This window comes from Rhizobium sp. 2MFCol3.1, from assembly GCF_000377565.1.
Taxonomy (GTDB): Bacteria; Pseudomonadota; Alphaproteobacteria; order Rhizobiales; family Rhizobiaceae; genus Rhizobium.
Genome location: NZ_KB898356.1, coordinates 206129 through 230515 on the forward strand (window position 1 = coordinate 206129; position 24387 = coordinate 230515).

General features: G+C 63.4%; 18 protein-coding genes. 8 read left to right on the plus strand and 10 right to left on the minus strand.

All coding sequences use genetic code 11. The features are described 5' to 3' along the window. Positions 1-90 precede the first annotated feature (90 nt). Positions 91-675, plus strand: coding sequence for a DUF922 domain-containing protein (locus D460_RS0109670; protein ID WP_018898342.1), 585 nt, complete (start codon positions 91-93; stop codon positions 673-675). Between the two features lie 19 nt (positions 676-694). On the opposite strand, the gene D460_RS0109675 is transcribed toward D460_RS0109670, so the two are convergent. Next, positions 695-1324, minus strand: coding sequence for a TerC family protein (locus D460_RS0109675; protein ID WP_018898343.1), 630 nt, complete (start codon positions 1322-1324; stop codon positions 695-697). A 125-nt stretch (positions 1325-1449) separates the two neighbouring features. Continuing rightward, positions 1450-1926: an Rrf2 family transcriptional regulator gene (locus D460_RS0109680; protein WP_018898344.1), complete on the minus strand. Its 477-nt coding sequence runs from the start codon at positions 1924-1926 to the stop codon at positions 1450-1452. 118 nt (positions 1927-2044) lie between these two features. Here D460_RS0109680 and D460_RS0109685 point away from each other — a divergent pair, with 118 nt between their 5' ends. Next, on the plus strand, positions 2045-2944 hold the full coding sequence (locus tag D460_RS0109685) for an NAD(P)/FAD-dependent oxidoreductase (protein ID WP_018898345.1): 900 nt from the start codon (positions 2045-2047) through the stop codon (positions 2942-2944). 99 nt (positions 2945-3043) lie between these two features. Here the strand turns inward: D460_RS0109685 and D460_RS0109690 are convergent, their stop codons facing one another. Both D460_RS0109690 and D460_RS0109695 read right to left on the minus strand, forming a co-directional pair. Then, entirely contained in the window at positions 3044-6853 is a 3810-nt protein-coding gene (locus D460_RS0109690) for a peptidoglycan-binding protein (RefSeq protein WP_026282978.1), read from the minus strand. 372 nt (positions 6854-7225) lie between these two features. After that, on the minus strand, positions 7226-7660 hold the full coding sequence (locus D460_RS0109695; RefSeq protein ID WP_018898347.1) for an Lrp/AsnC family transcriptional regulator: 435 nt from the start codon (positions 7658-7660) through the stop codon (positions 7226-7228). Positions 7661-7807: 147 nt separating this feature from the next. Here D460_RS0109695 and D460_RS0109700 point away from each other — a divergent pair, with 147 nt between their 5' ends. Continuing rightward, the gene (locus D460_RS0109700; protein WP_018898348.1) at positions 7808-9091 is read left to right on the plus strand and encodes a cystathionine gamma-synthase family protein; all 1284 of its coding nucleotides are present in this window, start codon (positions 7808-7810) and stop codon (positions 9089-9091) included. Between the two features lie 27 nt (positions 9092-9118). Here the strand turns inward: D460_RS0109700 and D460_RS0109705 are convergent, their stop codons facing one another. The 4 genes from D460_RS0109705 to D460_RS0109720 form a co-directional block, all read right to left on the minus strand. Continuing rightward, positions 9119-9490 (minus strand): hypothetical protein, encoded by a 372-nt coding sequence (locus tag D460_RS0109705; RefSeq protein ID WP_081619891.1) that lies wholly within the window; start codon positions 9488-9490, stop codon positions 9119-9121. 130 nt (positions 9491-9620) lie between these two features. Then, positions 9621-10643, minus strand: a complete 1023-nt coding sequence (locus D460_RS0109710; protein WP_018898350.1) for a histidine kinase dimerization/phosphoacceptor domain -containing protein — start codon at positions 10641-10643, stop codon at positions 9621-9623. A 16-nt stretch (positions 10644-10659) separates the two neighbouring features. Continuing rightward, on the minus strand, positions 10660-11097 hold the full coding sequence (locus D460_RS0109715) for a response regulator (RefSeq protein ID WP_018898351.1): 438 nt from the start codon (positions 11095-11097) through the stop codon (positions 10660-10662). Then, complete coding sequence (locus tag D460_RS0109720; RefSeq protein ID WP_018898352.1) at positions 11094-12587, minus strand: CHASE3 domain-containing protein; 1494 nt, start codon at positions 12585-12587, stop codon at positions 11094-11096. Before D460_RS0109720 ends, D460_RS0109715 begins: the two co-directional genes overlap by 4 nt. A 234-nt stretch (positions 12588-12821) precedes the next feature. On the opposite strand from D460_RS0109720, the gene D460_RS0109725 reads away from it, so the two are divergent. From D460_RS0109725 to D460_RS0109745, 4 genes are all read left to right on the plus strand, one after another. Further along, positions 12822-14618 (plus strand): acyl-CoA dehydrogenase C-terminal domain-containing protein, encoded by a 1797-nt coding sequence (locus tag D460_RS0109725; protein WP_018898353.1) that lies wholly within the window; start codon positions 12822-12824, stop codon positions 14616-14618. A 37-nt stretch (positions 14619-14655) separates the two neighbouring features. Further along, entirely contained in the window at positions 14656-15864 is a 1209-nt protein-coding gene (locus tag D460_RS0109730; RefSeq protein WP_018898354.1) for an acetyl-CoA C-acetyltransferase, read from the plus strand. Between the two features lie 171 nt (positions 15865-16035). Then, positions 16036-18252, plus strand: coding sequence for a 3-hydroxyacyl-CoA dehydrogenase NAD-binding domain-containing protein (locus D460_RS0109735; RefSeq protein ID WP_018898355.1), 2217 nt, complete (start codon positions 16036-16038; stop codon positions 18250-18252). Between the two features lie 278 nt (positions 18253-18530). Next, positions 18531-18740: a cold-shock protein gene (locus D460_RS0109745; RefSeq protein ID WP_018898356.1), complete on the plus strand. Its 210-nt coding sequence runs from the start codon at positions 18531-18533 to the stop codon at positions 18738-18740. Positions 18741-18823: 83 nt separating this feature from the next. On the opposite strand, the gene D460_RS0109750 is transcribed toward D460_RS0109745, so the two are convergent. Then, on the minus strand, positions 18824-20023 hold the full coding sequence (locus tag D460_RS0109750; RefSeq protein WP_018898357.1) for an MFS transporter: 1200 nt from the start codon (positions 20021-20023) through the stop codon (positions 18824-18826). 139 nt (positions 20024-20162) lie between these two features. Between D460_RS0109750 and D460_RS0109755 the strand changes: the two genes are divergently transcribed. Continuing rightward, positions 20163-20759, plus strand: a complete 597-nt coding sequence (locus D460_RS0109755) for a TetR/AcrR family transcriptional regulator (RefSeq protein ID WP_018898358.1) — start codon at positions 20163-20165, stop codon at positions 20757-20759. Here the strand turns inward: D460_RS0109755 and D460_RS0109760 are convergent. Beyond that, positions 20716-24219 carry a PAS domain-containing hybrid sensor histidine kinase/response regulator gene (locus D460_RS0109760; RefSeq protein WP_018898359.1) on the minus strand — a complete coding sequence of 1168 codons (3504 nt, stop codon included), beginning with the start codon at positions 24217-24219 and terminating at the stop codon, positions 20716-20718. The two genes, D460_RS0109755 and D460_RS0109760, sit on opposite strands and share 44 nt — an antisense overlap. Positions 24220-24387: the final 168 nt, after the last annotated feature.

The window sequence follows — 24387 nt, forward strand, 5'->3', positions numbered from 1 at the left end:
CCCGGCAGTGCGATTGAACGGTCGTCGGCGGCTCCCTAGATTGGCCGCGCGGAACAAAGCACGGGGAACGATGTGGGATCAGCCATTCGAATGTTGACGCTGGGGGCGCTGCTCGCATCGATGCCGGTCGCGGCGCTTGCGCAGTGGAAGCCGACTGAGGAGGTGCGCAACTACGCCATATCGGGCACGACCGGTGCCGAACTCTACGGCTCGATCGGCGAGCGCGGCCCCGAAGGCGGCGGCCAGTCTAGGGTGATCGCCCACACCACGTTCAAGCTGACATGGACGCGCAAATACGAGCGGCAGCCGGATAATGCCTGCAAGCTGACGGTCGCCAAGCCGAAGCTGACGATCATCTACACGCTGCCCAAACCGTCCGCCAAGCTATCGCCATCCGTTCAGGCCAGCTGGAACAGCTTCATCGAGGCGATCCGCACGCATGAGCGGGTGCATGGCGACACCATCATCGACATGGTGCATGAGATCGAGACACTGAGCCTCGGCTTTTCCGCGCCCGACGATCCCGATTGCCGCAAGATCCGCGCCAATCTCACAGAAAGGCTCGGCGAGATATCCGGCAGGCAGCGCCAGCGCGGTCGCGATTTCGACCGGGTGGAGATGAGCGACGGCGGCAATGTGCAGGCGCTCATCCTGAAGCTGGTCAACGGCCCCTGATGGGGCCGTCCGTTCGAGGTCAGCCGCCGGTTGCGGCCGCGACATGCGGCCAGACTTCCAGGCCGCCGCGGTAGATCATGTGCAGGGCGACATAGACGATGATCGCCAGGCCGATATAGGCGATCCAGTGATAGCGGTTGAGCAGGCGCGCGATGAAATTCGCGGCGATACCCATCATCGCGATCGACAGGATCAGGCCGATGACCAGCACGGTCGGATGCTCGCGGGCGGCGCCCGCCACGGCAAGCACGTTGTCGAGCGACATCGACACGTCGGCGATGACGATCTGCGTGGCAGCCTGGAAAAAGGTCTTGCGCGGCACCTGCGCGCCCTCGGCATGCTCGCCTTCGCCGTCCTGGGCATTATTGGCGCGGATTTCCCGCCACATCTTCCAGCAGACCCATAGCAGCAGGATGCCACCTGCCAGAAGCAGGCCGATGATCTCGAGCAATTGCACGGTGACGCTGGCAAGCGCGATGCGCAGCACGGTGGCGGCGAGAATACCAACCAGAATGGCCTTCTTGCGCTGGTCGGGGGCAAGACCCGCCGCCGCGAGCCCGATAACGACGGCATTGTCGCCGGCCAGAACCAGGTCGATGACAATGACCTGCAGAAGCGCCAGCAAGCCGGCGGATGTGAATATTTCCATGATGCAATTATCCCTGCGCTGCGCGAAGCCTCTCCCCGGCGTCGCCAAGGCTTAAAGGATCGGTCGGCAATGGATCAAGTGCTGTCGGCCAGCTTCGGCAAAAGATCCGTGCCTTTCGCGTAAATTCAGCCGGATGCCGATTGTTCCGCGTGAATGTTACCGTGGATGTTGCACTGTCCTTCGGGCATGCGCCGGTCGAAATCGGCGGCGATGTCGGCGATGGTGACAGTGCGGAAGCGTTCCAGCAGAAGCGCCTCTGCCTCCTTCAGCGCGTCGCCGAGCTTGGCATCGACGGCCTGTTCCACGAGGCACTCCGGCTGATCGACCGAAGGGCCGATCGCAAAGAGAGGTGGCTTGCCGATCGCCTCATAGATGTCGAGGAGCGTGATCTGGTCGAGATCGCGCGCCAATTCCCAGCCGCCGCCATGCCCCTGTTCGGAGCGGACATAGCCAAAGTCGCGCAGCCCCGCCATGGTGCGCCTCACGACCACTGCATTGGTGCCGAGCATTTTCGATATCGTTTCCGATGTCGCGCGCTTGTAGTGCCGGTCCATATGGATCAGCACGTGCAGCATGCGCGAAAGGCGGCTGTCGCGTCTCATTCGCTTACTCCTGTTGCGATCAATCTAGCGTCAGAGCTCATCTGTAACAAGATAGGTTACGTATCTTGACGGCAAGCTCTTATGTAACATATGAAGATGCGAGAGATAGGAGAGCGTCATGACCTACGATGTGATCATTGTCGGCGGCAGCTTCGCCGGCCAGTCCGCTGCCATGCAGCTTGCCCGCGCGCGCCGGAAGGTGCTGGTGATCGATGGGCACAAGCCGCGCAACCGCTTCGCTGAAGCCTCTCACGGCTTCCTCGGCCAGGACGGCAAGGCGCCAGCGGCGATCATCGCCGAGGCATCCCGCCAGCTCGGCCTTTACAAGACGGTGACGCAGCTGCAGGGCGAGGCAACCGAGATCGGCAGGGAAGGGGACCTCTTCGCCCTCACGCTCGCCGACGGCACCACGCAGCGCGCCGCCCGCATCGTACTCGCCACCGGTGTCCGCGACGAGCTGCCCGATATCGAGGGGCTGCAGCAGCGCTGGGGCAAGACGGTGATCCATTGCCCCTATTGCCATGGCTACGAAGTCGCCGACCGGCCGCTCGGCGTGCTCGCCGGCAATCCGATGTCGGTGCATCAGGCGCAGATGATCCCGGATTGGGGACCGACCACCTATTTTACGCAAGGCCAATGGGAGCCCGATCCAGAGCAGGCGGCCTTGCTCGATGCGCGCGGCGTCGTGATTGTCCGCAGCCCGGTCGTCGAATTGCTGGGAGAGGGGACCGACCTGGAAGCCGTTCGTCTCGAGGATGGCCGCGTCCTACCGCTTGGCGGCCTGTTCGTCGCGCCGAAGACGCATCTGACGAGCCCGCTTGCCGAACAACTCGGCTGCGCGCTGGAGGCCGGTCCCACCGGCCCCTTCATCCGCGTCGACAATTTTCAGCAGACCACGGTCAAGGGCGTCTATGCCGCAGGCGATGCCGCCGTCGCGATGGCCAATGCGACCATGGCGTCGGCTGCAGGCGTCATGGCCGGCGTCGCCGCGCATCGCTCGCTGATCATGCCGGACTGAGCGCGCTTCCGGCGAGGCCACTAGCAAGCACCGCCTTCATCAAACAAAAATCCCCCGCAAACGCCGGTTTGCGGGGGATTTTTGTGAGCCTTCGCTCGATCAGGCCTTGGTCGATGGCGCCTTGTTGCGTTCCAGCAGCGCCTTGACGGTCGCGTCGTTGATCTTGCCGCTCGGCTCCTGGCCGATCGACTTCTGGAAGCTCTTGATCGCGGCAACCGTCTTGGTGCCCAGTTCGCCATCCGGCTGACCGGCGTCGAAACCGTTATTGTTCAGGATCGCCTGAATGTTGCGGATCGCCCGCTTCATGTCGACGCTCGAAGTTTTGGTGGCGGTACCGGCCCATTCGTCAGGAACCTCGATGCCGTTCGACTTGTTGTCGAGCGGCTCGGCCTTCCAGAGATCCGCCTTGGCGCGGGCCTTTTCGAGCTGATCAGGCTTCATGGCGTTGGCGACTTCGTCACGCTTCTGCGAAGCGTCCTTGTCGCCGCCCTTGGCCGCGATCGCGAACCACTTGTAGGATTCCGTCAGGTCCTGCGGCACGCCGTTGCCACGGGCGCAGAGGATCGCCAGGTTGAACTGGCTGTCGGTGATCCCGAGGTTGGCGGCCTTGGTGAACCAGTTGGCCGCTGCCGAGTAATCCTGCTGTCCAAGCGCGCCGGAAGCGTAGAGCACGGCAAGATTGTGCATCGCGTTGGCGTTGCCCTGGTTGGCGGCCTGTTCGTAGAACTGCTTGGCCTTGTTGGCGTCGCGAGCAACGCCGGTGCCCTTCTCATACATGCTGCCGAGGCGGTACTGCGCCGGCGCAAAGCCCTTGTCGGCCGCCATCTGGTACCAGTTGAGCGCCTGGTTCGGGTCGGCTGTCACGCCGGCACGTCCATCGCTGTAGCGCGCGCCGATTTCAAACAGCGCCAGCGCATCGCCGGATTTCGCGGCATCCGCAAGCGACTTCGGCTGGATCGTGTCAGGGACGGCGATCTCGGGTGCCGCTGCGGCCGGAGCCGTCTCGGTTGCCGCCGGAGCCGTGTTGTTTGCGGTGAAGGCGGACGTATCCTGCGGTGCGCCCGAAGGTGCGAGCGCGCCATTGCCGCCAAGCGGTGCGGCTTCGGTCAGCCGCTCGGGTGCGGCAGGCTCGGTTGGCGCAGGTGCGACATTGGCCGTCACGGGCGGGGCTGGCGTCGAGACAGCGGGTGCCTCAGGCGCCGCAGCTACGGGTGCGGACGTTTCGGGCGCGGTTTCGCTGTCTGCGGGCAGCGTTGCGTTCTGCCCATCGGTGATCGCTGCCACTTCGGCGGTCGGCGCGGGCGCGCCCGATGTCAGCGTGCGGGCCAGCGGAAATGCCATGATCGCCAGAAGCACGGCGCCGACGGCAAGCAGGATCGGACGGCGGAAACGCGAGAATGCGCTGCCCTTGCCTGAGTCCTTGGCCGCATCCTTGCTCTTCGCCTTCTTCTCGCCCTTCACCGCCCCGGCCTTGCCGCTGGGATCGACTTCGAGCGCTGCAGCCTGTGCCGCGCGGCGGGCAGCCGCGATATAGTCGGCGCGATCCGTATCGCTTGCGGGCTTCGGGTTGGTGCGGGCCGCATTCTGGCTGGCGCGCACGCGCTCCAGGATCTTCTTGACGTCAGGCGCACCGGAGCCCGGCTCCAGTGGCTCGTTGGCGGCTTCCGGCGGCATCACGTCGACAGGATCGATCGATGGCGACGGGTCGATGACGGCGCGTTCGCCGGTCTTGGCCTTCTTCGACGGCAGCAGGCGCTTGCCGAGGCTGACGAGCAGGCTTCCCTTTGCGGCGGCCGCGGCAGGCTTGCTGGCGGCCTCGATGGCAATGGCGCTGGTTTCGGATGCGGCGATTGCCGGTGCCGCCGGCTCAGGCGCGGGCTCGGCCTTGCGCACCGCTTCCGGTACGCGCGTGCCGAACACGGCGGGCTTCTCGGCTTCCTCGGCGCCGGCATCAGCCATTGCGTAAGGATCGACGTTGAAATCGACGTCGGCGGTCGGCATCCGTGCCGGCGGACGGGCCGTGCGGCTTTCCATGTCGTCGAGCCGGTCGGCGATGTGCACCAGCGTCTCGTGCAGCGCCTGGAAGGTCTTGTGCGTGCGCTCCTCGCCGCTGCGGCTCAGATCCTCGAGATGGCGAAGATCGGCGGCGAGCGCATTGAGCGCCGACATGTCGACGCCGGCACCACCGCCCTGCAGGGCGCCGTTGCGCGAATAGGCCTCGACGACCGCTTCGGCGGCCTGGCGGGCGGCTTCAACGATATATTCGTCGCTGGTCGCCATGTAATCTTCGATCGCGCCCATGCGGCGGTCGAAATCGATGGCGATCTCGGTGCTCGGGCGCGGCTCGCTCATCAGCGCGGAAAGATTGGCGATCTGGTCTTCCAGATTGCGCAGCGCGTTGGCGTCGGTCGCCGGTGCCGCCGAGCTCTCGTCCAGACGGGCCGCGATATCGCTCAGCCGGTCTTCGATGCGGAGGAATGCGGCGTCGTCGACCGGGGTCTGCATCGCCTGCTGCGGCTGGAATTCCATCTCGTCGATGCGGCGGGCGAGATAGTCGAGGCGCTGCGCCAGGGCGTCATTGACGGCGCCATTCTCAAGTGCGTCGATCTTGCGCGAGATATCGGCGAGCGCGCCGGTCAGCTCCGGCTGCGGTGCGGCCCGCTGGCTCTTTTCGAGCAGGAAGGCCAGATGTTCGAGCCGTTCGTCGAGGCGCGACGTCGCCTCGGCATTGGCGACTTCCTCGACGCGAGCCGTCAGCGCTTCCAGACGTTCGGCAAGCCCATCGGCCGGATTGGCGCGGCTTGCGACGCTCTGGCCCATCAGCTCGATCTGGTCGGCAAGGCCGCTCAACCGTCCCTCAAGGCGGTGCATGGCAGCGGGATCGCCCGATGTCGCGGCGCGGCCGGTCGCGGCGATCGCGCGGCTGATCTCGTCGAGACGGCTGTCCATCGATGCGAACTGCTCGGACATCGCCCGGTCATGCGGCTGGATCATGCTGCCGAACTGCTCCATCGCCGTTGCGATGGAGATGAGCTTGTCTTCGAGCGCCTTGACGGCCGGGCTCTCGCCCATGCCGCCGATATGGCGCTTGATGTCGTCGAGGCGGTAGGCAAGCGCCACCAGCTCTTCCTGCAGGCCGGATGTGTCGAGCGCGTGCAGCTGGTTTTCGAAGCCATCCCAGCGCTGGTCCATGTGGCGCAGCGAATCCTCGCGCGCCAGCCCGTCCATCAGCGAGCGCAGGTCTTCGAATTCGCCGCGCAGGCCGTGGGCCTCCGACGTTTCGGAGCGAGCGGCAAGATGGTTGATGCTGTCGGCAAGCCGGCTCATGTCGGCATGAATGTCTTCGGCGAAGGGACGATCGGCGGCGGTTGCCTTGATCTCGCGCAGTTCGCCGCGCAGTGCGTCCATTTCCCGGGCGACGCCCTCGGAAATGTCGCGCTTCAGATCCTGGCGCAGGCTGACGAGCGCCTGGGCGATTTCCGTCATCGTGTCTTCGGGCCCACGCGGATTGGCGGCGGGAGCTTGTGGCTGCTGAACGGCCGCGCGCGGCTGCGGCGCTGGCGTGTGTGCAGGTGCCGGCTGGGCCGCATAGGCCGTCGCCTGTTCGCGGGGTGCGTAGGTGGTGGTTTCACGGGCGGCGCGTTCGCGGCTGGCGTCGAGCATGCGCTGGCGCTGGCGGATCTCGGCGAGCGGATCGGGACGCGGCTCGGCGGCGGCGTAGGGCGCGCGCGGCGTGTAGGTGGCGGGGGCGGGTTCGCGCTCGGGCGCCGGCTGGCGATTGCGCTGCTCGCGCACTCCGCTGCCGATCAGGCCTTCGATCCGTGCTTCCAATCCCTCGATCGTACGGTTCAGCGCGTCAAGCGACGCCCTGTCGGAAGGCCGGGGAGAATGTGATCGCGATCCGTTCATCTTCTTGCTCGCTTATCTGTTCGCACCCTCGTCAGGGCGGATCATTGGCTTTTCCGTCAGAGCCGCAACGAATGCGGATCAGAGAGCATCGTCCATGAGAGGATAGTCAATTAGGCTTTCCTCAAGCTGTACGTGTGGCGCGCATCCCATAAAACGCGAGACTTGAAAGAAGGAATGCAGGACACCAATGCTCAAACGTCACCTTTCACGGAACGTGGTAAACAACCCGTTAACCGGTGTGGCGATTTTTTAACTTTTGTGGCTGTCGAGACGGATTTCGTGCCGAAATCGGCCTTCTAATGTACAAGCGGGCGCAAGTGGATAACGCTGCTGCCGCGAGGTGCCTGCCGAGCGGCAGGGCGACGCGAAACGTCAGATCCGGCGCGCCTTGATTGTGTTCATCACGAAGCTCGTCTCGATCGTGTCGACGCATTTCAGCCGCGCGATCTTCTCCTTGATGAAGCGCTCGTAATCGTCGAGCCCGGAGCTCATCACCTTCAGCACGTAGTCGCGCGATCCGGTGACGAGATGACATTCCAGCACCTCGTCCCACTCGCGCACGGCGTTCTCGAACATCTGGATCTCGTCTTCGTGCTGCCGGCTGAGGCGGATCGAGGCCAGCGCCGTCATCGTCCAGCCGTTGACGGCGGGATCGATCAGCGCCGTATATCCCTGAATGATCTCGGCCTCCTCCAGCCGCCGCAGGCGACGCAGGCAGGCGGAGGCGGAGAGGCCGACGCGTTCGGCGAGTTCGTTATTGGCAAGCCGTGCGTCGCCGGCCAGCTCTTTGAGAATCCGCCGGTCCATCTCATCCGCAACTTTCTGCACGAAATCTCCCCCGTTCTCGCATGATGTTGCTTCCAACATCGCAGCCGCGCTCCAAATAGCAATAACATCAAGCGCATTTCGATATAATTTGCCGCCATCAATCCATCTTTGAAGCAGGAGACGACCATGACCGCGCCGCATCCCTCCAAGACCCATATCGGCAATCACGCCCTGCATCCCGAAGCCCAGATGCTGAACTATGGCTACGATCCCGAACTGTCGGAGGGCGCGGTCAAGCCGCCGGTGTTCCTGACCTCCACCTTCGTGTTCAAGTCCGCCGAGGATGGCCGCGATTTCTTCGATTATGTCTCCGGCCGTCGCGAGCCGCCGGCAGGGCAGGGCGCCGGCCTCGTCTATTCGCGCTTCAATCATCCGAACAGCGAGATCGTCGAGGACCGCCTCGCCGTCTACGAGCGCACGGAAAGCTGCGCGCTGTTCTCGTCCGGTATGTCCGCCATCGCCACGACGCTGCTCGCCTTCGTGCGACCGGGGGATGCGGTCCTGCACTCGCAGCCGCTTTATGGCGGCACCGAAACCCTGCTTGCCAAGACCTTCCTCAATCTCGGCGTCGCGGCCGTCGGCTTTGCCGATGGTGTCGACGAGAACTCGGTGCGCGCCGCAGCCGAACAGGCGATGGCCAAGGGCCGCGTGTCTATGATCCTGGTGGAAACGCCGGCGAACCCGACCAACAGCCTCGTCGATGTCGCGATGATGCGCCGGATTGCCGATGAGATCGGTCGAAAGCAGGGCCACACGCCGATCGTCGCCTGCGACAACACGCTGCTCGGCCCGGTGTTCCAGCGCCCGATCGAACACGGCGCCGATATCTCGCTCTATTCGCTGACCAAATATGTGGGTGGCCACTCCGACCTGATCGCAGGCGCGGCGTTGGGCAGCAAGGCAGTGATGAAGCAGGTCAAGGCACTGAGAGGCGCGATCGGCACGCAGCTCGATCCGCACTCCTGCTGGATGCTCGGCCGCTCGCTCGAAACGCTGCAAATCCGCATGGAGCGCGCCAACAACAACGCACTCGCGGTGGCCGACTTCCTGCGCGCGCATCCGAAGGTCAAGAAGATCCACTATCTTCCGTATCACGAGCCGTCATCGCCGCTCGGCCGCACCTTTGCCGCGCAGTGCACTGGTGCCGGATCGACCTTCTCCTTCGATATCGAAGGCGGCCAGCCGGCCTCGTTCAAGTTCCTCAACGCGCTGCAGATTTTCAAGCTCGCCGTCAGCCTGGGCGGCACGGAATCGCTCGCCAGCCATCCGGCGACGATGACGCACTCCGGCGTTCCCGCCGATGTGCGTCAAAGGATCGGCGTTCTGGATTCCACCATTCGCCTGTCGATCGGCATTGAGCATCCAGACGATCTCATTGCCGATCTGACCCAGGCGCTGGACGCGGCCTGATCGCCGCGAGTGGAGAAGGGTGGCGGCTCAGGCCGCCGCCGTTTCCCTGACATCGTCGAGCAGGAAGTGCACGACGACATATTTGGTGGTGAAATGGCGTCCGCCTTCGGTCACGTTGTCGACCGAGCCGCCATCGGCGGGGTGCCAGGCGTGGTAATGCGGATTGGTGGTGATCAGCGTCACCGCCTTGCCGAGGTTTCTGCCGTCGAGCCGATAGCGCGCTTCCGCCAGCGGCCAGATGCGCTCGTAATCCTCCATCGGAATGCGGACTTTCAACGCCTGCCGGCTGATTGCCTCGCTGCGCGAGCCGTCCTCATGTTCTATCGCGGGAAGATCGAGTGTTACTTCTTCTGCGTTGTCCAGAACGAAGTTGAACTCTTCGGGCCACATCCGTCTCATGAAATCGCTCCTCCTAAGCTTTTTCGTCGGTTAGCCAACGAAGTTTAGCGCGTCTTCGGCAGGAAGCAAACGATACCTGCGGCGCGTCTCAATGACGGCCGGCCGCAGGCTGTTTCAAGATTGGAATGTCTTACTGCTGCCAGCGCACGGCGACATAGGTGCCCGCCGCCTTACCGTCGCGCCCGTAGCTGATCTCGGCGCCGAGCGTCGTGCCCATGGCATTGATCAGCCGTGTCCCGAGGCCAGTTCCCTTCGGGCCGACGCTGCGATCATAGCCGATCCCATCGTCCTCGACGGAAAGCACCGCGAAGCCATCGTCGGTGGCTTCAAGCACGACGCGCACCTCGCCGGTGCCAGCCGTATACGCGTATTTCGTGGCGTTGGTGACGAGCTCGATCAGGATCACACCCAGCGCGACCGCCTTGTCGGCCGTGGTCGAAATCCGACATAGCTGCGATTTCAGCGTGATGCCGCGGGCGATCGTGCTGCTGCCATGCAGTTCGGCCAGCAGCGGCCCGAGATAGACGTCGAGCTCGACCTCACCGATGATCTCCGAGGTGTAGAGGCTGCGGTGCACGCCGGCGATCGCCGTGATGCGGTTCTGCGTCTCGTTGAGCGCCGTCTTCGTCTCTTCGCTGCCGGCGATCTGCATCTGCATGCGGATCATCGCCGAAACCAGCGACAGACTGTTGGCGATGCGGTGGTTCATCTCCGCCAGCAGCAGTTCGGCGCGTTCCTTGGCAACGACGAGCTGCCGGTCGGCCTCTTCCTTTTCGCTGCGCAGCCGCGAGTTCTCCATCGCCTGGTTGAGCGCGCTGATCAGCAGCGGAAAGAAGTCATCCGTCGCCGTCTTCACGACGTAATCCGCCGCTCCGCCCTTCAGCGCCCGGATGGCGACGTCGGCGTCGCTCGATCCGGTGACGTAGAGCACCGGCGTCGGCTTGCCGATCTCGGCGATCGCCTCGAGAAAATTCAGGCCCGTCTGGTTCTCGAAATAGTGGTCGAGAACCACGGCCTCGAAGGTCTCGGCCGCGAAAAGCTCAAGCCCGATCTCGATGGACGGAGCATGGACGACCGTGAAATCACTGCGCGCAAGCACCCGCGTTGCGAGGCGGGCTAGGGCCGGATCATCATCGACATAAAGGATGCGCACAGATTTTGGCTACTCGTTAGGGGACTTGGATGACGGAGAAGAACAGACCGAGATTGCGGATCGCGGTGGAGAAGCCGTCATAGTCCACCGGCTTGGTAATATAGACGTTGGCGCCCAGATCGTAGCACTTCTGGATCTCGCGCTCGTCGTCGGTCGTGGTCAGGACGACGACGGGCATGCGGCGCGTGTATTCGTTGGTCTTGATCTTTTCCAGAATGTCGAGGCCGGACATGTCAGGCAGGTTGAGATCGAGCAGGATCAGCAGATAGCGATCCTTGCTGACCAGCCCGTCGCGATCCGGTCCGAGAATATAGTCGAGCGCGCCCTTGCCGAGCGTGAACGGCACGATCTCGTTGTTGACGCCGGCGCGGCGCACGTTCTTTTCGATGAGACGGGCATGGCCCTCGTCATCCTCGATCATCACGATCGTGACTTCCTGACCGGTCGCTTTCATAGTTCCATACTCCGTACGATTTTGGTGAGGTCCGCGGGCAGCGTCAGAATGAACGTGCTGCCCTTCCCGAGTTCGGATGTGACCGTAATGTCTCCGCCCAAATTTCGGATTAACGAACGCACATGCGCAAGGCCGATACCTTCGCCGCGCTGATCCTGATCGCCGGCCCGGCGAAACAGCTCGAAAACCCGTTCGAGGTCGTTGCTGGCGATGCCGCGACCATTGTCCTTCACGTCGATCCTGACACGCCCGGGCCCGTCGGGATAGGCGTCCACATCGATTTTAAGCGGCCGTCCCGGCATTTGATACTTCACCGCATTGTCGAACAGGTTGCCGAAGATCTGGTCCAGCGAGAAGCGGTCGTTGACGATGTTGCCGATGCGAACGCGGGTTTCCGTCGTCCCGCCCGTCTCCACCAGCTGATGGTGAACGTTGGCGGCGACGGTGTCGATCATCGCCTTCAGGTCAATTCTCTCAGGCTGCAGCTTGCGGCGCCCGTCACGCGAAATCTTCAGGATCGCGTTGATCAGCGCATCCATCTTGCGGGTGGACGAGCGGATGAAACCGAGCGCTTCCGGCAAGTCTTCCTCGACCGCCAGCCGCGCATCCTGGATATCCTGCTCGCTCAGCGTCTTGTTATCGGCGAGCACATAGGTCGAGACCGACTTCATCGCCGTGTCGAGCTCGCTGAGGAAGCCCATGATGTTGACCAGCGGTGCCCTCAGATCGTGGGTGACGATATAGGCGAAGCGCTGGATTTCCTGGTTGGCGCGCATCAGGTCCTCGGTGCGCTCGTCGACGCGGGCCTCGAGCCCGACGTTCAAGAGTTCCACTTCCTTGGTGGCGAGCGACAGGTCGCGCACGTGCTGCACGATGATCAGGATCGCGCCACCCAGAACCACCAGAATGGCGACCGCGCCTCCGATCGTCACCAGCTGCAGGGTATTGGCCGCTGAAAGCTGCTTCTCCACGATAACCCGCAGGCGGTTGTCGGTCAGGTCAAGGAAGTCGCCGATGATCGCGCGGATCTTGTCCATGTAGACGAGGCCGGCATCGTCGCGAACGATCGCCACCGCTTCCGCCGTCTTGCCTTCGTTCGTCAACGCAACTGTCTTGGCGAGCTCGTTCATCTTGCCGTCGATCGCTTCGTTCAGCGCGTCGAGCTGCATCGCATAGCTCGGCAGTGATTTGACGTTATCGGCCAAGGTCTGGCGGCGCTTCGGCAGGTTCTCCAGCGCTGATGTATAGGGCGCGAGGTAAACGATGTCGTTTGCGAGCAGATAGCCGCGCTGGCCTGTCTCCGCGTCCTGCACGGTTGTCAGAACGCCGACGATGGCGCTGCGCACGCGGCGCAGCGATGCCGTCTCGTCGGAATATTCGCGGTTCGCCTGGACAAGCCAGAGCGACGAGCCGACGATGCCGAGCAGGATGAGGACACCCACGGCAAGCATGATCAGGCTGGAGCGGAAGAAAGCGGCGGTGGAGGTCATGCGGCATCCGTTTGGATCAGATTTTAGACATGTACACACAGCTGTGTGCGAAAGATAGCACCCTTACAGTGTGTTCCTGCGGCGGTTCCCGTGGCGCACAGGCCTCTTGTGGCGGCCCTCCCGGCTCACAAATTTGCGATGCAATAAAATTTGACGTTTACGCAAACGTCAATATTTTGTAAGACAGTTGCATAGGCCGGTCCGCCCGGCTGACGAATTGGAGGAATTCGAACGATGCCAGTCTACAAGGCCCCGGTAACCGACACGCTTTTCGTGCTGAACGATGTGCTGGGTCTGGAGCGCTACAACAACCTGCCAGGCTTCGCCGACGCCACGCCCGACATGATCGAGGCGATCCTCGGCGAATCCGCCAAGGTGGCTGAGGAAGTGCTTTTCCCGCTGAACTATTCCGGCGACCAGGAAGGCTGCACGCGCAAGGAAGGCGGCTCGGTTAAAACGCCGAAGGGCTTCAAGCAGGCCTATGACGCCTATTGCGAGGGCGGCTGGACGGGTCTTGCCGTGCCGGAGGAGTTTGGTGGCCAGGGGCTTCCCTACACGCTGCACGCCGCTGTCGGCGAATACACGTCGGCCGCCAACATGTCGCTGATGATGTATCCGGGTCTGACCCAGGGCGCCATCGCCGCCATTATTGTCCACGGCTCCGATGAGCAGAAGCAGACCTATCTGCCGAAGATGGTCTCCGGCGAATGGTCCGGCACCATGAACCTGACCGAGCCGCATTGCGGCACCGATCTCGGGCTGCTGCGCACCAAGGCGGTCCCGCAGGCCGATGGCAGCTACAAGATCTCCGGCCAGAAGATCTTCATTTCCGCCGGCGAACACGACATGTCCGGCAACATCGTCCACCTCGTTCTCGCCCGCATCGAGGGTGCGCCCGAGGGCACCAAGGGCATATCGCTCTTCATCGTGCCCAAGTTCATGGTCGGTGCCGATGGTGCGGCCGGAGAGCGCAATGGCGTCTCCTGCGGCGCGCTCGAGCACAAGATGGGCATCCATGGCAATGCTACCTGCGTCATGAACTACGACGAGGCAACCGGCTTCCTGATCGGCGCCGAGAACAAGGGCTTGGCTGCCATGTTCGTGATGATGAACGAGGCTCGCCTCAGCGTCGGCCTGCAGGGGCTGGCGATCGCCGAGATCGCCTATCAGAATGCCGCCGAATATGCCCGCGAGCGCATCCAGGGTCGGGCGCTCTCTGGCGCGAAAGCGCCGGAGAAAAAGGCCGATCCGATCATCGTTCATCCCGATGTCCGCCGCGCGCTGATGACCATCCGCTCGTTTAACGAAGCCGGCCGCGCCTTCCTGCTATGGACCGCGCTGAAATCTGACATCGCCCACCGCGCGACGGATGAGAAGGAACGGCAGACCGCCGACGATATTCTCGGTCTCGTCACCCCGATCCTGAAGGGCGTGATGACCGACAAGGGCTTCGACCATGCGGTCATGGCCCAGCAGGTCTTCGGCGGTCACGGCTATATCGAAGAGCAGGGCATGAGCCAGTATGTCCGCGATGCCCGTATCGCCATGATCTACGAGGGTGCAAACGGCATCCAGGCGCTCGATCTCGTCGGCCGCAAGCTCGGCCAGAATGGCGGCCGCGCGGTCATGGCGCTGTTCAAGGAGATCGGCGATTTCTGCGAGGAAAACCGCAGCGACGAGCAGATGTCCTTCTTCACCAAGAACCTTAAGAAGGGCTTGAACGACGTGCAGGCGTCGACCATGTGGTTCATGCAGCATGCGATGGCAAAGCCCGACAATGCCGGCGCCGGCTCGACCGACTACATGCATCTCTTCGGCCTCGTCATTCTCGGCTATATGTGGGCGAAAATGGCCAAGGCCGCAAACGACGGACTGGCCGCGGGAGAGACAGATCGCGAGGCTTTCCTGCGCAACAAGCTGATCACCGCCCGCTTCTTCATGGAGCGGATCATGCCGGAAACGACGCTGCGCAAGGCGCGCATCGAGACCGGAGCGGAAACGATGATGGCATTGAGCGCCGAGGCGTTTTGAGGTTCGCGGCCAACAGCCGCCAGGGAGACGAGACAGGATGACCGAAGTTTTCATTTACGATCACGTCCGCACGCCGCGCGGCCGCGGCAAGAAGGATGGCTCGCTGCACGAGGTGCCGTCGGTGCGCCTTGCGGCGAAAACGCTGGAAGCGCTGCGCGACCGCAATGGGCTGAATACCGAAACGGTCGATGACATCATCATGGGCTGCGTCGATCCTGTCATGGAAGCGGGCGCGGTCATTCCGCGCGGTGCCGCCTTCGAGGCGGGCTATTCCATCAAGGCGCCGGGCATGCAGATCTCCCGTTTTTGCGCGTCCGGCCTCGACGCCGTCAATTTCGCCGCCGCCAAGATCGCGCAGGGCGCCGATGACATCGTCATCGCCGGTGGCGTCGAGAGCATGTCGCGCGTCGGTCTCGGCATGTCGGGCGGCGCGTGGTTCATGGACCCGTCGGTCAACTTCCCGGCTTATTTTATGCCGCAGGGCGTCTCAGCCGATCTCATCGCCACCAAATACGGCTTCAGCCGCGACGACGTCGACGCCTATGCCGTCGAAAGCCAGAAGCGCGCCGCCAATTCCTGGGAGAAGGGTTACTTCAAGAACTCCGTCATCCCGGTGAAGGACCAGAACGGCCTCGTGATCCTCGACCGCGACGAGCACATGCGCCCCGGCACCGACATGCAGGCGCTGGCCTCGCTCAATCCATCCTTCCAGATGCCCGGCGAGATGGGCGGCTTCGAGGCTGTCGGCATCCAGGCGCATCCGGAGATCGAGCGGATCAACTATGTCCACCACGCCGGCAATTCGTCGGGCATCGTCGATGGCGCCGCCGCTGTGCTGCTCGGCTCGAAGGCCGGCGGCGAGAGCATGGGGCTGAAACCGCGCGGCCGTATCAAGGCCTTCGCCAATATCGGCTCCGACCCGGCCCTGATGCTGACCGGCCCCGTCGACGTCACCGAAAAGCTCTTGAAGCGTTCGGGCATGGCGCTCGCCGATATCGATCTCTTCGAGCTCAACGAAGCCTTCGCCGCCGTCGTGCTGCGCTACATGCAGGCCTTCGACATCGACCACGACAAGATCAACGTCAACGGCGGCGCGATCGCCATGGGCCACCCGCTCGGCGCCACCGGCGCGATGATCCTCGGCACTGTGCTGGACGAGCTGGAACGCCGCGATCTCAACACCGCGCTGGTCACGCTCTGCATCGGCGCCGGCATGGGCACCGCGACTGTGATCGAGAGGGTGTAGCCCCCTCATCCGACCCTTCGGGCCACCTTCTCCCCGTGGGGGAGAAGGGAAGGAGCCGCAACGTGGACGATCCTCCTCTCCCCTCGGGGAGAGGGTGGCCGAGCGTAGCGGAGGCCGGGTGAGGGGGCGGTCTGGCACAACAGAGAATTCCACGGGAAGAGGAATCCCATCATGACCACCTACACCAATTTCACCGTCGAGACCGACGCCGATGGCATCGCGCTTGTCACCTGGGATATGCCCGGCAAGTCGATGAACGTCTTCACCTCCGAGGTGATGGACGAACTGAATGCGATCATCGACCAGACGGTGGCCGATAGCGCCGTCAAGGGCGTGGTCATCACCTCGGGCAAGTCGAGCTTCTCCGGCGGCGCTGATCTCTCGATGATCAAGGCCATGTTCACCTTCTACAACGAGGAGAAGGTCAAGGACCCGTCGACCGCCGCGCAAAAACTCTTCGATCTCGTCGGTCGCATGACCGGCCTGTTCCGCAAGCTGGAAACCTGTGGCAAACCCTGGGTCTCGGCCATCAATGGTACCTGCATGGGCGGCGCGCTGGAGATGTCGCTCGCCTGCCACGGCCGCGTCGCCTCCAATGCCAAGTCGGTCAAGATCGCGCTTCCCGAGGTCAAGGTCGGCATCTTCCCGGGCGCCGGCGGCACGCAGCGTGTCGCGCGTCTGGCGGATGCACAATCCGCCCTGCAGATGATGACGACCGGCCAGTCGCTAACGGCTTCGCGCGCCAAGGCGATGAACCTGATCCACCAGGTGGTCGAGCCGGATCAGCTGATTTCAGCAGCCAAGCAGATGATCAAGGACGGCCTGAAGCCGATCGCTCCCTGGGATGAAAAGGGCTTCAAGGCCCCCGGCGGTGGCATCTGGACGCCGGCGGCAGCCCAGCTCTGGCCGGCAGCACCCGCGATCCTGCGCCGCGAAACCGCGGGCAACTATCCTGGCGCGCTCGCGATCCTGAAATCCGTCTATGAGGGCCTGCAGGTTCCCTTCGATACGGCGCTCAAGATCGAGCAGCGCTATTTCACGCAGGTGCTGCAGACCACCGAAGCATTCTCGATGATCCGTTCCCTCTTCATCTCCATGCAGGAGCTTGGCAAAGGGGCCCGCCGCCCCGCCGGCATCGCAAAGACGGAGCTGAAGAAGGTGGGTGTCGTCGGCGCCGGTTTCATGGGGGCGTCGATCGCCTACGTGACCGCCGCCGCCGGCATTCCCGTCACCCTTGTTGATCGCGACATCGAAGCCGCAAGCAAAGGCAAGTCGGTCTCCGAGGGCCTAGTGAAGGACTCAGTCGGTAAGGGCCGCCTGACGCAGGACGAGGGCGCGGCGCTTCTGGCGCGCATCACGCCGTCGGCGGATTATGCCGACCTCGCGGACGTCAACCTCGTCATCGAGGCGGTGTTCGAGGATCGCGACGTCAAGAAGGCCGTGATCGAGGCTGTCGAAGCCGTGCTGCCCGAAGGCGCGATCTTCGCCTCCAACACCTCGACCCTGCCGATCTCTGGCCTCGCGAAGAACTCGAAGCGGCCGGTCGATTTCATCGGCGTGCACTTCTTCTCGCCGGTCGAAAAGATGATGCTGACAGAAGTCATCCTCGGCAAGGAGACCGGCGACAAGGCGCTGGCCGTAGCACTGGACTACGTCGCCGCCATCAGGAAGACGCCGATCGTGGTCAACGACACGCGCGGCTTCTTCGTCAACCGCTGCGTCTTCCGCTACATCCACGAAGCCTACGACATGCTGATCGAAGGCGTGCCGCCGGCAATGATCGAAAACGCCGCCAAGATGGCCGGCATGCCGGTTGGCCCGCTGTCGCTCAACGACGAGGTGGCGATCGATCTCAGCCAGAAGATCCTGAAGGCGACCGTCGCCGATCTCGGCGAAGCAGCCGTCGATCCGAGGCATTTGGCGCTGATCAACAAGATGGTCGACGAACTCGACCGCCGCGGCCGCAAGAACGGCAAGGGCTTCTACGACTATCCGGCCAAGCCCGCGAAGAAGTCGCTCTGGCCGGAGCTGAAGACCTTCTATCCGCAGAAGAAGGCCGACGAGATCGATGTCGAGGTGCTGAAACAGCGCTTCCTCGCCACCATCGCGCTCGAGGCCGCGCGCACCATGGAAGAGGGCATCGTAACCGATCCGCGTGAGGCCGATGTCGGCTCCATCCTCGGCTTCGGCTTTGCGCCCTACACCGGCGGCGTACTGTCATACATCGATGGCATGGGCGTGAAAAATTTCGTGGCGCTCTGCGAGAGGTTAGCCGCCTCTTACGGACCACACTTCGCGCCGACCGCGCTGCTCAAGGATATGGCGGCAAAGGGCGAGACGTTCTACGGCCGATTCGACCCCTATGCCGGCACAAAGGCCGCGGCCTGACCGGCCTTTCCATGCTTATGATCGGGCTGGCTTTTAAGCCCGCCCGGTCGCCCCCAGAATTCATCGATGAATTCATCGATCCGGGCATCTTCGGTCGCTAAAGTTGCCTTGCCAGAGACACAATTACCACGTAAAAGCCTCGCATCGATCTTGCTAGATGAACTTTGTTACGGCCGCTCGTGCTGTTGCTCGCGAACTTCCTCCAAAATCGGTTTCCATCGCATGCTGGCTTTGTTCGGTGTGCACCATCTATGTACGATTTATAAAAGGATATCGTCATGAGCACAGGTACTGTTAAGTGGTTCAACGCAACCAAGGGCTACGGCTTCATTCAGCCGGACGACGGTTCTGCCGACGTTTTCGTTCACATCTCTGCTGTTGAGCGCGCCGGCATGCGCGAACTCAAGGACGGCCAGAAGCTGTCTTACGAGCTCGTTGCCGACAAGCGTTCGGGCAAGATGTCCGCAGACCGTCTGCAGGCTGCTTAAGTTTCGAATATATCGTCTCCGGTTCGCCGGGACGAACGAAAGGCCGGGTTCGCCCGGCCTTTTTTGTTGCCCGCTTCTCGGGTTCAGGCGGCGATCCGGTCGGCCTTGGCGCGATCAGCCCGCAGGCCGAGAAAGCCGATCCAGGTGACGAGAATGATCGCCGTCGCATAGATATCCGTCGTCAGCTGGTAGCCGAGCGACTTCGCCAGGAACCCGGCGAGAATGGCCGGCAGGCTGAAGGCCAGATAGCTCTGGATATAGAAGGCCGACAGCAGTTCGGCGCGCTCGTCCGGCTTGGCAAGCGGCATGATCGTGCCCATCGCGCCCAGGAAATTCGTGCCGAAGCCGACGCCGGTCAGCAGTGTGCCTAGAAGCAGCAGCGGCACGCTGGCAAGGTGCACGCCCGCAACCACCGTGAGCACGCCGAGCGTGGTCGCCATTGTCCCGAAGGCGAGGTTGCCGTTGGCCGATTTGGCGCGCCTCAGATAGACGGCGACCGCCCCAGAGGCCATCAGCGCCGTCACCACCGATCCGCCCGTCAGCGGCGCATGGCTGCCGGTCGTGCTCACCACCAGAGACGGCACGAGCGAGAGATAGAAGCCGCCGAGCGTCCAGTTGGCGATGTTGATCGGCGTGACGAGCGCCAGCGGCCGCCGCACCTGCGGCGGGATGGCGACGCGCGGCTTCAGCGACGCCCAGACACCCGGGCGGGTGGATGCGGTCTCGCCGGTTGCCCAGATCGCGCCGGCCTGGATGACGAAGGCGACGAGCAGGATCGCGTAGACGAGATGCAGCGGAAAAGGCCCATACTGGATCAGTGCGCTGGTTCCGAAAGCGCCGATCGCCATGCCGGATAGCGGAGCGATCGAGTTCACCAGCTGCCCCTTGGCCTTGTCGACATCGACGAGGGCGGCGCCGATCGAGGCGCCGGCGATCCCGGTCGCCAGCCCCTGCATGATGCGCGCCGCGATCAGCCACGCCGGCCCGCTGGCGGCGGCAAACAGCGCCATGGCGACGATCTCGAGCACCAGCGCCGAAAAGATCACCGGCTTGCGGCCGAGATGGTCGGAGATCGAGCCAGCGATCAATAGCGCAAGCAGCAGCGCGAAGGCATAGACCGCGAAGATCACCGTGATCAGCACGGGAGAGACGGCGAAGTTCTCCTGGTAGATTCGGTAAAGCGGCGTCGGCGCGGCCGAGGCTCCGAAGAAGGTTGCGAGCGTCACCGCGTGAAAACGAATGGGGTTTGACTTCGTCTCTATGGATTTGCCGGGCACGGCCATATATAAGCTCCTTAAAGCTAAGTCGTTGCGTTAGTCCGATGTAGGGCAGGGGTGCGCTAAAAGCAAATAATTTGCGTTAATGGATCGCTCAAAGTTTTTGAACCATGGCGCGCTCGGGAGGCCAAAGGTCGGATAACCAATGCCAGCAAAAGAAAATCTCCGCCCCGGCGGGCGCAGCGCCCGCGTTCAGGCCTCCGTCCACAACGCCGTCCGAGCGCTTCTGAAAAACATGGACCGCGCCGACGTCACCATCCCGCTGATCGCGGCTGAAGCCGGCGTCACGCCATCGACGATCTACCGCCGCTGGGGTGAACTGCAGGAATTGTTGGCCGATGTCGCCGTCGAGCGCCTTCGCCCGGACATGCTGCCGATCGACACCGGCAGCGCACGAGGCGATCTGGAGGTATGGACGGAGCAATATTGCGAGGAAATGTCCTCTGGCATCGGCCGCGACATGATGCGCGACGTGCTGGCGGCCCAGGACAACGCCAACGCCTGCAAGTGCGATGCCTTCACCCGCGAACAGATCGCGTTGATTGCTGAGCGCGCACATGCCCGTGGCGAGGCGTTTCCCGATATCGATGCCGTCATGGATGGCGTCGTCGCCCCCATCATCTACCGCATCCTCTTCGGCGACCAGCCCTCGATCGAGCGCGTACGCGACCTCATGACCGGCGTCTTCGCAGCCATGCCTACTCGGCAGCCGCAGCCCGCTTCTGCGCCGATATCTGGGTGATATAGGCGCGCAGCGCGGCCGGGCGCACCGGCTTGTGTTGGATGCCGATCCCGTGCCGCTCCGCGTCGGCGCGCACCTCCAACGTCCGGTCGGCGGTGATGCAGAGGCCGGGAACATAGGTTGCGAAGCGCTCGCGCACGGAGAGGATCGCGGCCACGCCGGTTCCGTCGCCGAGATGGTAATCGGCGATGACGAGATCGGGCGCCCCATCTCGCGCGTCGAGCGCCGCGACACCGGACAGCGAATCCGCTGATTGCACAGCGCAACCCCAGCCGCTCAGCAGCAATTGCATGCCCTCGAGGATATGCGGCTCATTGTCGATGCAGAGCACCTTCAGCCCCTTGAGGTTTTGCGCCGAGCGATCGGCGGGCGCGGTCGTAATCGGCGCTTCGGCGACCGGCGAGATATCGCGCGGCATGACGATGCGGAAATCGGTGCCCTTGCCATGCGTCGAATGCAGCTCCACCGGGTGGCTGAGCACGCGCGCGATGCGATCGACGATCGATAGCCCGAGCCCGAGGCCCGATGCGGTCTTCGCGCCTTCGTCCAGCCGCGCGAACTCCTTGAACACCGTGCGGAATTTCGAGGGCGGAATGCCGATGCCCGAATCCATCACCTGGATGACAACCTGGTTGCCACGCCGGCGCGCACCCACCAGCACCTTGCCTGTCAGCGTATATTTGATCGCGTTCGACACCAGGTTCTGCACCAGCCGCCGCAGCAGATTGGGGTCGGACCGTACGCGCAGAGACGTCGGCATCACCACCAGCTTCAAGCTCTTCTCGCGGGCAATCGGCGCGAAGTCGGTCTGGATACGCTCCAATAGATCCGCAAGCGGAACGGAGGCAAGGCGAGGGCGCATCGCTCCGGTATCGAGCCTGGAAATGTCGAGCACGGCGCCCAGAATGCTCTCCACCGATTCCAGCGCCGAATCGATATTGCGCACGATGGCGCTGCTCTCCGATTGCCCCATCCGCTCGACCAGCGCCGAGGAATAGAGCCTGGCCGCGTTGAGCGGCTGCAGGATGTCGTGCCCGGCGGCGGCGAAGAAGCGCGTCTTGCCAAGGTTCGCCTCGTCGGCCGAGGCGCGCGCTTCGCCAAGTTCGTGGTTGACGCGGGTAAGCTCCGCCGTACGCTCGGCCACGCGCTGCTCCAGCGTTTCGTTCGCTTGCTTCAGCGCCTGGTCGGCGGCCACGCGCTGGGTGATGTCGGTGAAGGTCGCGACGATCCCCTTGTCGGGCATGGCGTTGGAGCGCACTTCGATGATGCGTTCCCCGCGCCCGAGCACCAGCGCGAAGGGCTTGTCGAGCGTCAGGAAATGCCGGACCGTCTGGCTGACCTCGGAGACCGGGATATCGCCGCGCTGGCTGAGGATGGCGACGATATCGGCAAGCGGAAACCCGACCTGTCCCGATGTCTCCGGCAGATCCAGCAGCTGCCGGAAGCGCCGGTTCCAAATCGTCAGGTGGTTCGAGCTGTCGAACACGGCGATGCCCTGGTCCATCTGCGACAGCGCCGTCTGCAGCATGTCCTGGTTATATTGCAGCGCCTCGCTCGCCTGGTCGAGCAGCCAGGCGGTGTCGGCCGAGGCATCCTCCACCTTCTGCAGGATGAGCGACAGCACCAGCCGCGCCGAAGACGAGCCGATGGCGCTGCCAAGCAGCTGCTCGGTGAAATGGATGAGCGCCATGTCGGCCGGTTGGTCGTCTTCCAGCTTGCGGCCGGAGTTCTGCTGGTAGGTCTGGAACGACCGCTCCATCCGCTCTTCGCCGAGATAGCGCGAGATCGTCGCCTTCAGGTCGCCGACGCTGATCCGCGTTTTCCAGCCGCGCGTGGCAAATTGCGAGCGCGATTGCCGCTTCACGAAGATGCCCGCCTGGATGCGCTCGAGCGGCCGGGCATTGCGAGTCATCGAGCCGATCACGAAGAAGCCGGTGTTGACGAGCAGGCTCATCACCGTCGCATTCACGAGCGGGTCGGCATTGTCGGTGAATGCGGTGACGCCGGGAAAGACGAAGCCCAGCACGGCGCTGGCCACCGCCGAATAATCCGGCCCGCCAAGCGAGGGCAGGAACAGCAGGTAGATCCAGATCACGAAGCCGGAGGAGAGGCCGAGGATCGCGCCGCGCGCATTCGCCCGCCGCCAGATCAGCCCGCCGAGCAGCGACGGCGCCATCTGCGCGATGGCGGCAAACGATAGCAGGCCGATCGAGGCTAGGCCCGTCGTACTATCAGTCGAGCGGTAATAGGCATAGCCGAGCAGCAGCACGGCGAAAATGGCGCTGCGGCGGATGTTGAGCAGCGTCTTGGCGAAATCGTCGCGCTGGCCGCCGCGCCCGGCAAGCCGTCGGCGCAGGAAGATCGGCATGACGATATCGTTGGAAACCATGATCGACAGCGCCACCGAGGCGACGATCACCATCGCCGTCGCCGCCGAAAAACCGCCGATGAAGGTGATCAGCGACATCACGGGCATCTGCCCGACGATCGGCAGCGACAGCATGTAGAGATCGGCATTGCCGTTGCCGCCAAAGGTCAGCAGGCCCGCGATCGCCATCGGCAATACGAAGAGATTGATGGCGATGAGGTAGAGCGGGAACAGGAACCCGGCCAGCCGCAACTCCTTTGCCGTCCGGTTCTCGACCACGGTCACATGAAACTGCCGCGGCAGCATGACGATCGCGAAGGCGGAAAGCACGGTCAGCGTCAGCCAGCGGCTGATCGGCGTCTGATAATGCAGCGCCGACAGCACCAGCTCGTTCTCCGCCGCCTTCCGCCAGAGGTCGGCCGGCCCGTCGAACAGGAACCAGACGACGCAGACGCCTGCCGTCAGAAACGCAAACAGCTTCACCACCGATTCCATCGCGACCGCGAGGATCAACCCATCCTGATGCTCGGTCGCATCCGTGTGGCGGGTGCCGAACATGATGGCGAAGCAGGCGAGCACCAGCGTCACCAAGAGCGGCAGGTCGAGGAAATAGAGATTGCCGCTGCCGATGCCGTAATCCGACGGATTGAGCATCGCCGTCATGGTGCTTGACACCGATTTCAGCTGCAGCGCGATATAGGGGATGGCGCCAACAAGCGAGATCAGCGCCACGATCGTCCCCACCGCCGAGTTCTTGCCATAGCGCGCCGAGATGAAGTCGGCGACGGAGGTAAGCTTCTCCGTCTTGGCGAGATCGATGATCCGCCGCAGCACCGGCATGCCAAGCGTGAAGACCAGGATCGGGCCGATATAGATGCCGGTGAATTCCAGCCCGCGCTGCGAGGCAAGGCCGACGCCGCCGAAATAGGTCCAGGAGGTGCAGTAGATCGCGAGGCTCAGCGCATAGACGACCGGCCGTCCGCTGTCCGGCGCGCCGAAGCGCCTGCGCTGCCGGTCGCCATGGCTTGCCACGGCAAACAGCAAGAACAGGTAGCCGAACGCCGATGCGAGTATGACCCAGCCTGGCAGCATTTCTCCTCCGCCGGCGTCCCATGCGCCGGTCCTCCCGGAGCTCGAAGCCTACGGCAAATCGGGGCCTTTGAAAATTCCCGCCGTCTAGGTCTTAAGTCAAAGACGGGTGGAGCAATTGAATAATTCGTAATTTGTAATTGAATAATCGCAACGAAGATGTAGCTAATA

Bases quoted from the DNA above. Each gene is read 5' to 3' on its own strand.
- D460_RS0109670 (WP_018898342.1), top strand. From the start codon at position 91: ATGTTGACGCTGGGGGCGCTGCTCGCATCGATGCCGGTCGCGGCGCTT.
- D460_RS0109675 (WP_018898343.1), bottom strand. From the start codon at position 1,324: ATGGAAATATTCACATCCGCCGGCTTGCTGGCGCTTCTGCAGGTCATT.
- D460_RS0109680 (WP_018898344.1), bottom strand. From the start codon at position 1,926: ATGAGACGCGACAGCCGCCTTTCGCGCATGCTGCACGTGCTGATCCAT.
- D460_RS0109685 (WP_018898345.1), top strand. From the start codon at position 2,045: ATGACCTACGATGTGATCATTGTCGGCGGCAGCTTCGCCGGCCAGTCC.
- D460_RS0109690 (WP_026282978.1), bottom strand. From the start codon at position 6,853: ATGAACGGATCGCGATCACATTCTCCCCGGCCTTCCGACAGGGCGTCG.
- D460_RS0109695 (WP_018898347.1), bottom strand. From the start codon at position 7,660: ATGGACCGGCGGATTCTCAAAGAGCTGGCCGGCGACGCACGGCTTGCC.
- D460_RS0109700 (WP_018898348.1), top strand. From the start codon at position 7,808: ATGACCGCGCCGCATCCCTCCAAGACCCATATCGGCAATCACGCCCTG.
- D460_RS0109705 (WP_081619891.1), bottom strand. From the start codon at position 9,490: ATGAGACGGATGTGGCCCGAAGAGTTCAACTTCGTTCTGGACAACGCA.
- D460_RS0109715 (WP_018898351.1), bottom strand. From the start codon at position 11,097: ATGAAAGCGACCGGTCAGGAAGTCACGATCGTGATGATCGAGGATGAC.
- D460_RS0109720 (WP_018898352.1), bottom strand. From the start codon at position 12,587: ATGACCTCCACCGCCGCTTTCTTCCGCTCCAGCCTGATCATGCTTGCC.
- D460_RS0109725 (WP_018898353.1), top strand. From the start codon at position 12,822: ATGCCAGTCTACAAGGCCCCGGTAACCGACACGCTTTTCGTGCTGAAC.
- D460_RS0109730 (WP_018898354.1), top strand. From the start codon at position 14,656: ATGACCGAAGTTTTCATTTACGATCACGTCCGCACGCCGCGCGGCCGC.
- D460_RS0109735 (WP_018898355.1), top strand. From the start codon at position 16,036: ATGACCACCTACACCAATTTCACCGTCGAGACCGACGCCGATGGCATC.
- D460_RS0109745 (WP_018898356.1), top strand. From the start codon at position 18,531: ATGAGCACAGGTACTGTTAAGTGGTTCAACGCAACCAAGGGCTACGGC.
- D460_RS0109750 (WP_018898357.1), bottom strand. From the start codon at position 20,023: ATGGCCGTGCCCGGCAAATCCATAGAGACGAAGTCAAACCCCATTCGT.
- D460_RS0109755 (WP_018898358.1), top strand. From the start codon at position 20,163: ATGCCAGCAAAAGAAAATCTCCGCCCCGGCGGGCGCAGCGCCCGCGTT.
- D460_RS0109760 (WP_018898359.1), bottom strand. From the start codon at position 24,219: ATGCTGCCAGGCTGGGTCATACTCGCATCGGCGTTCGGCTACCTGTTC.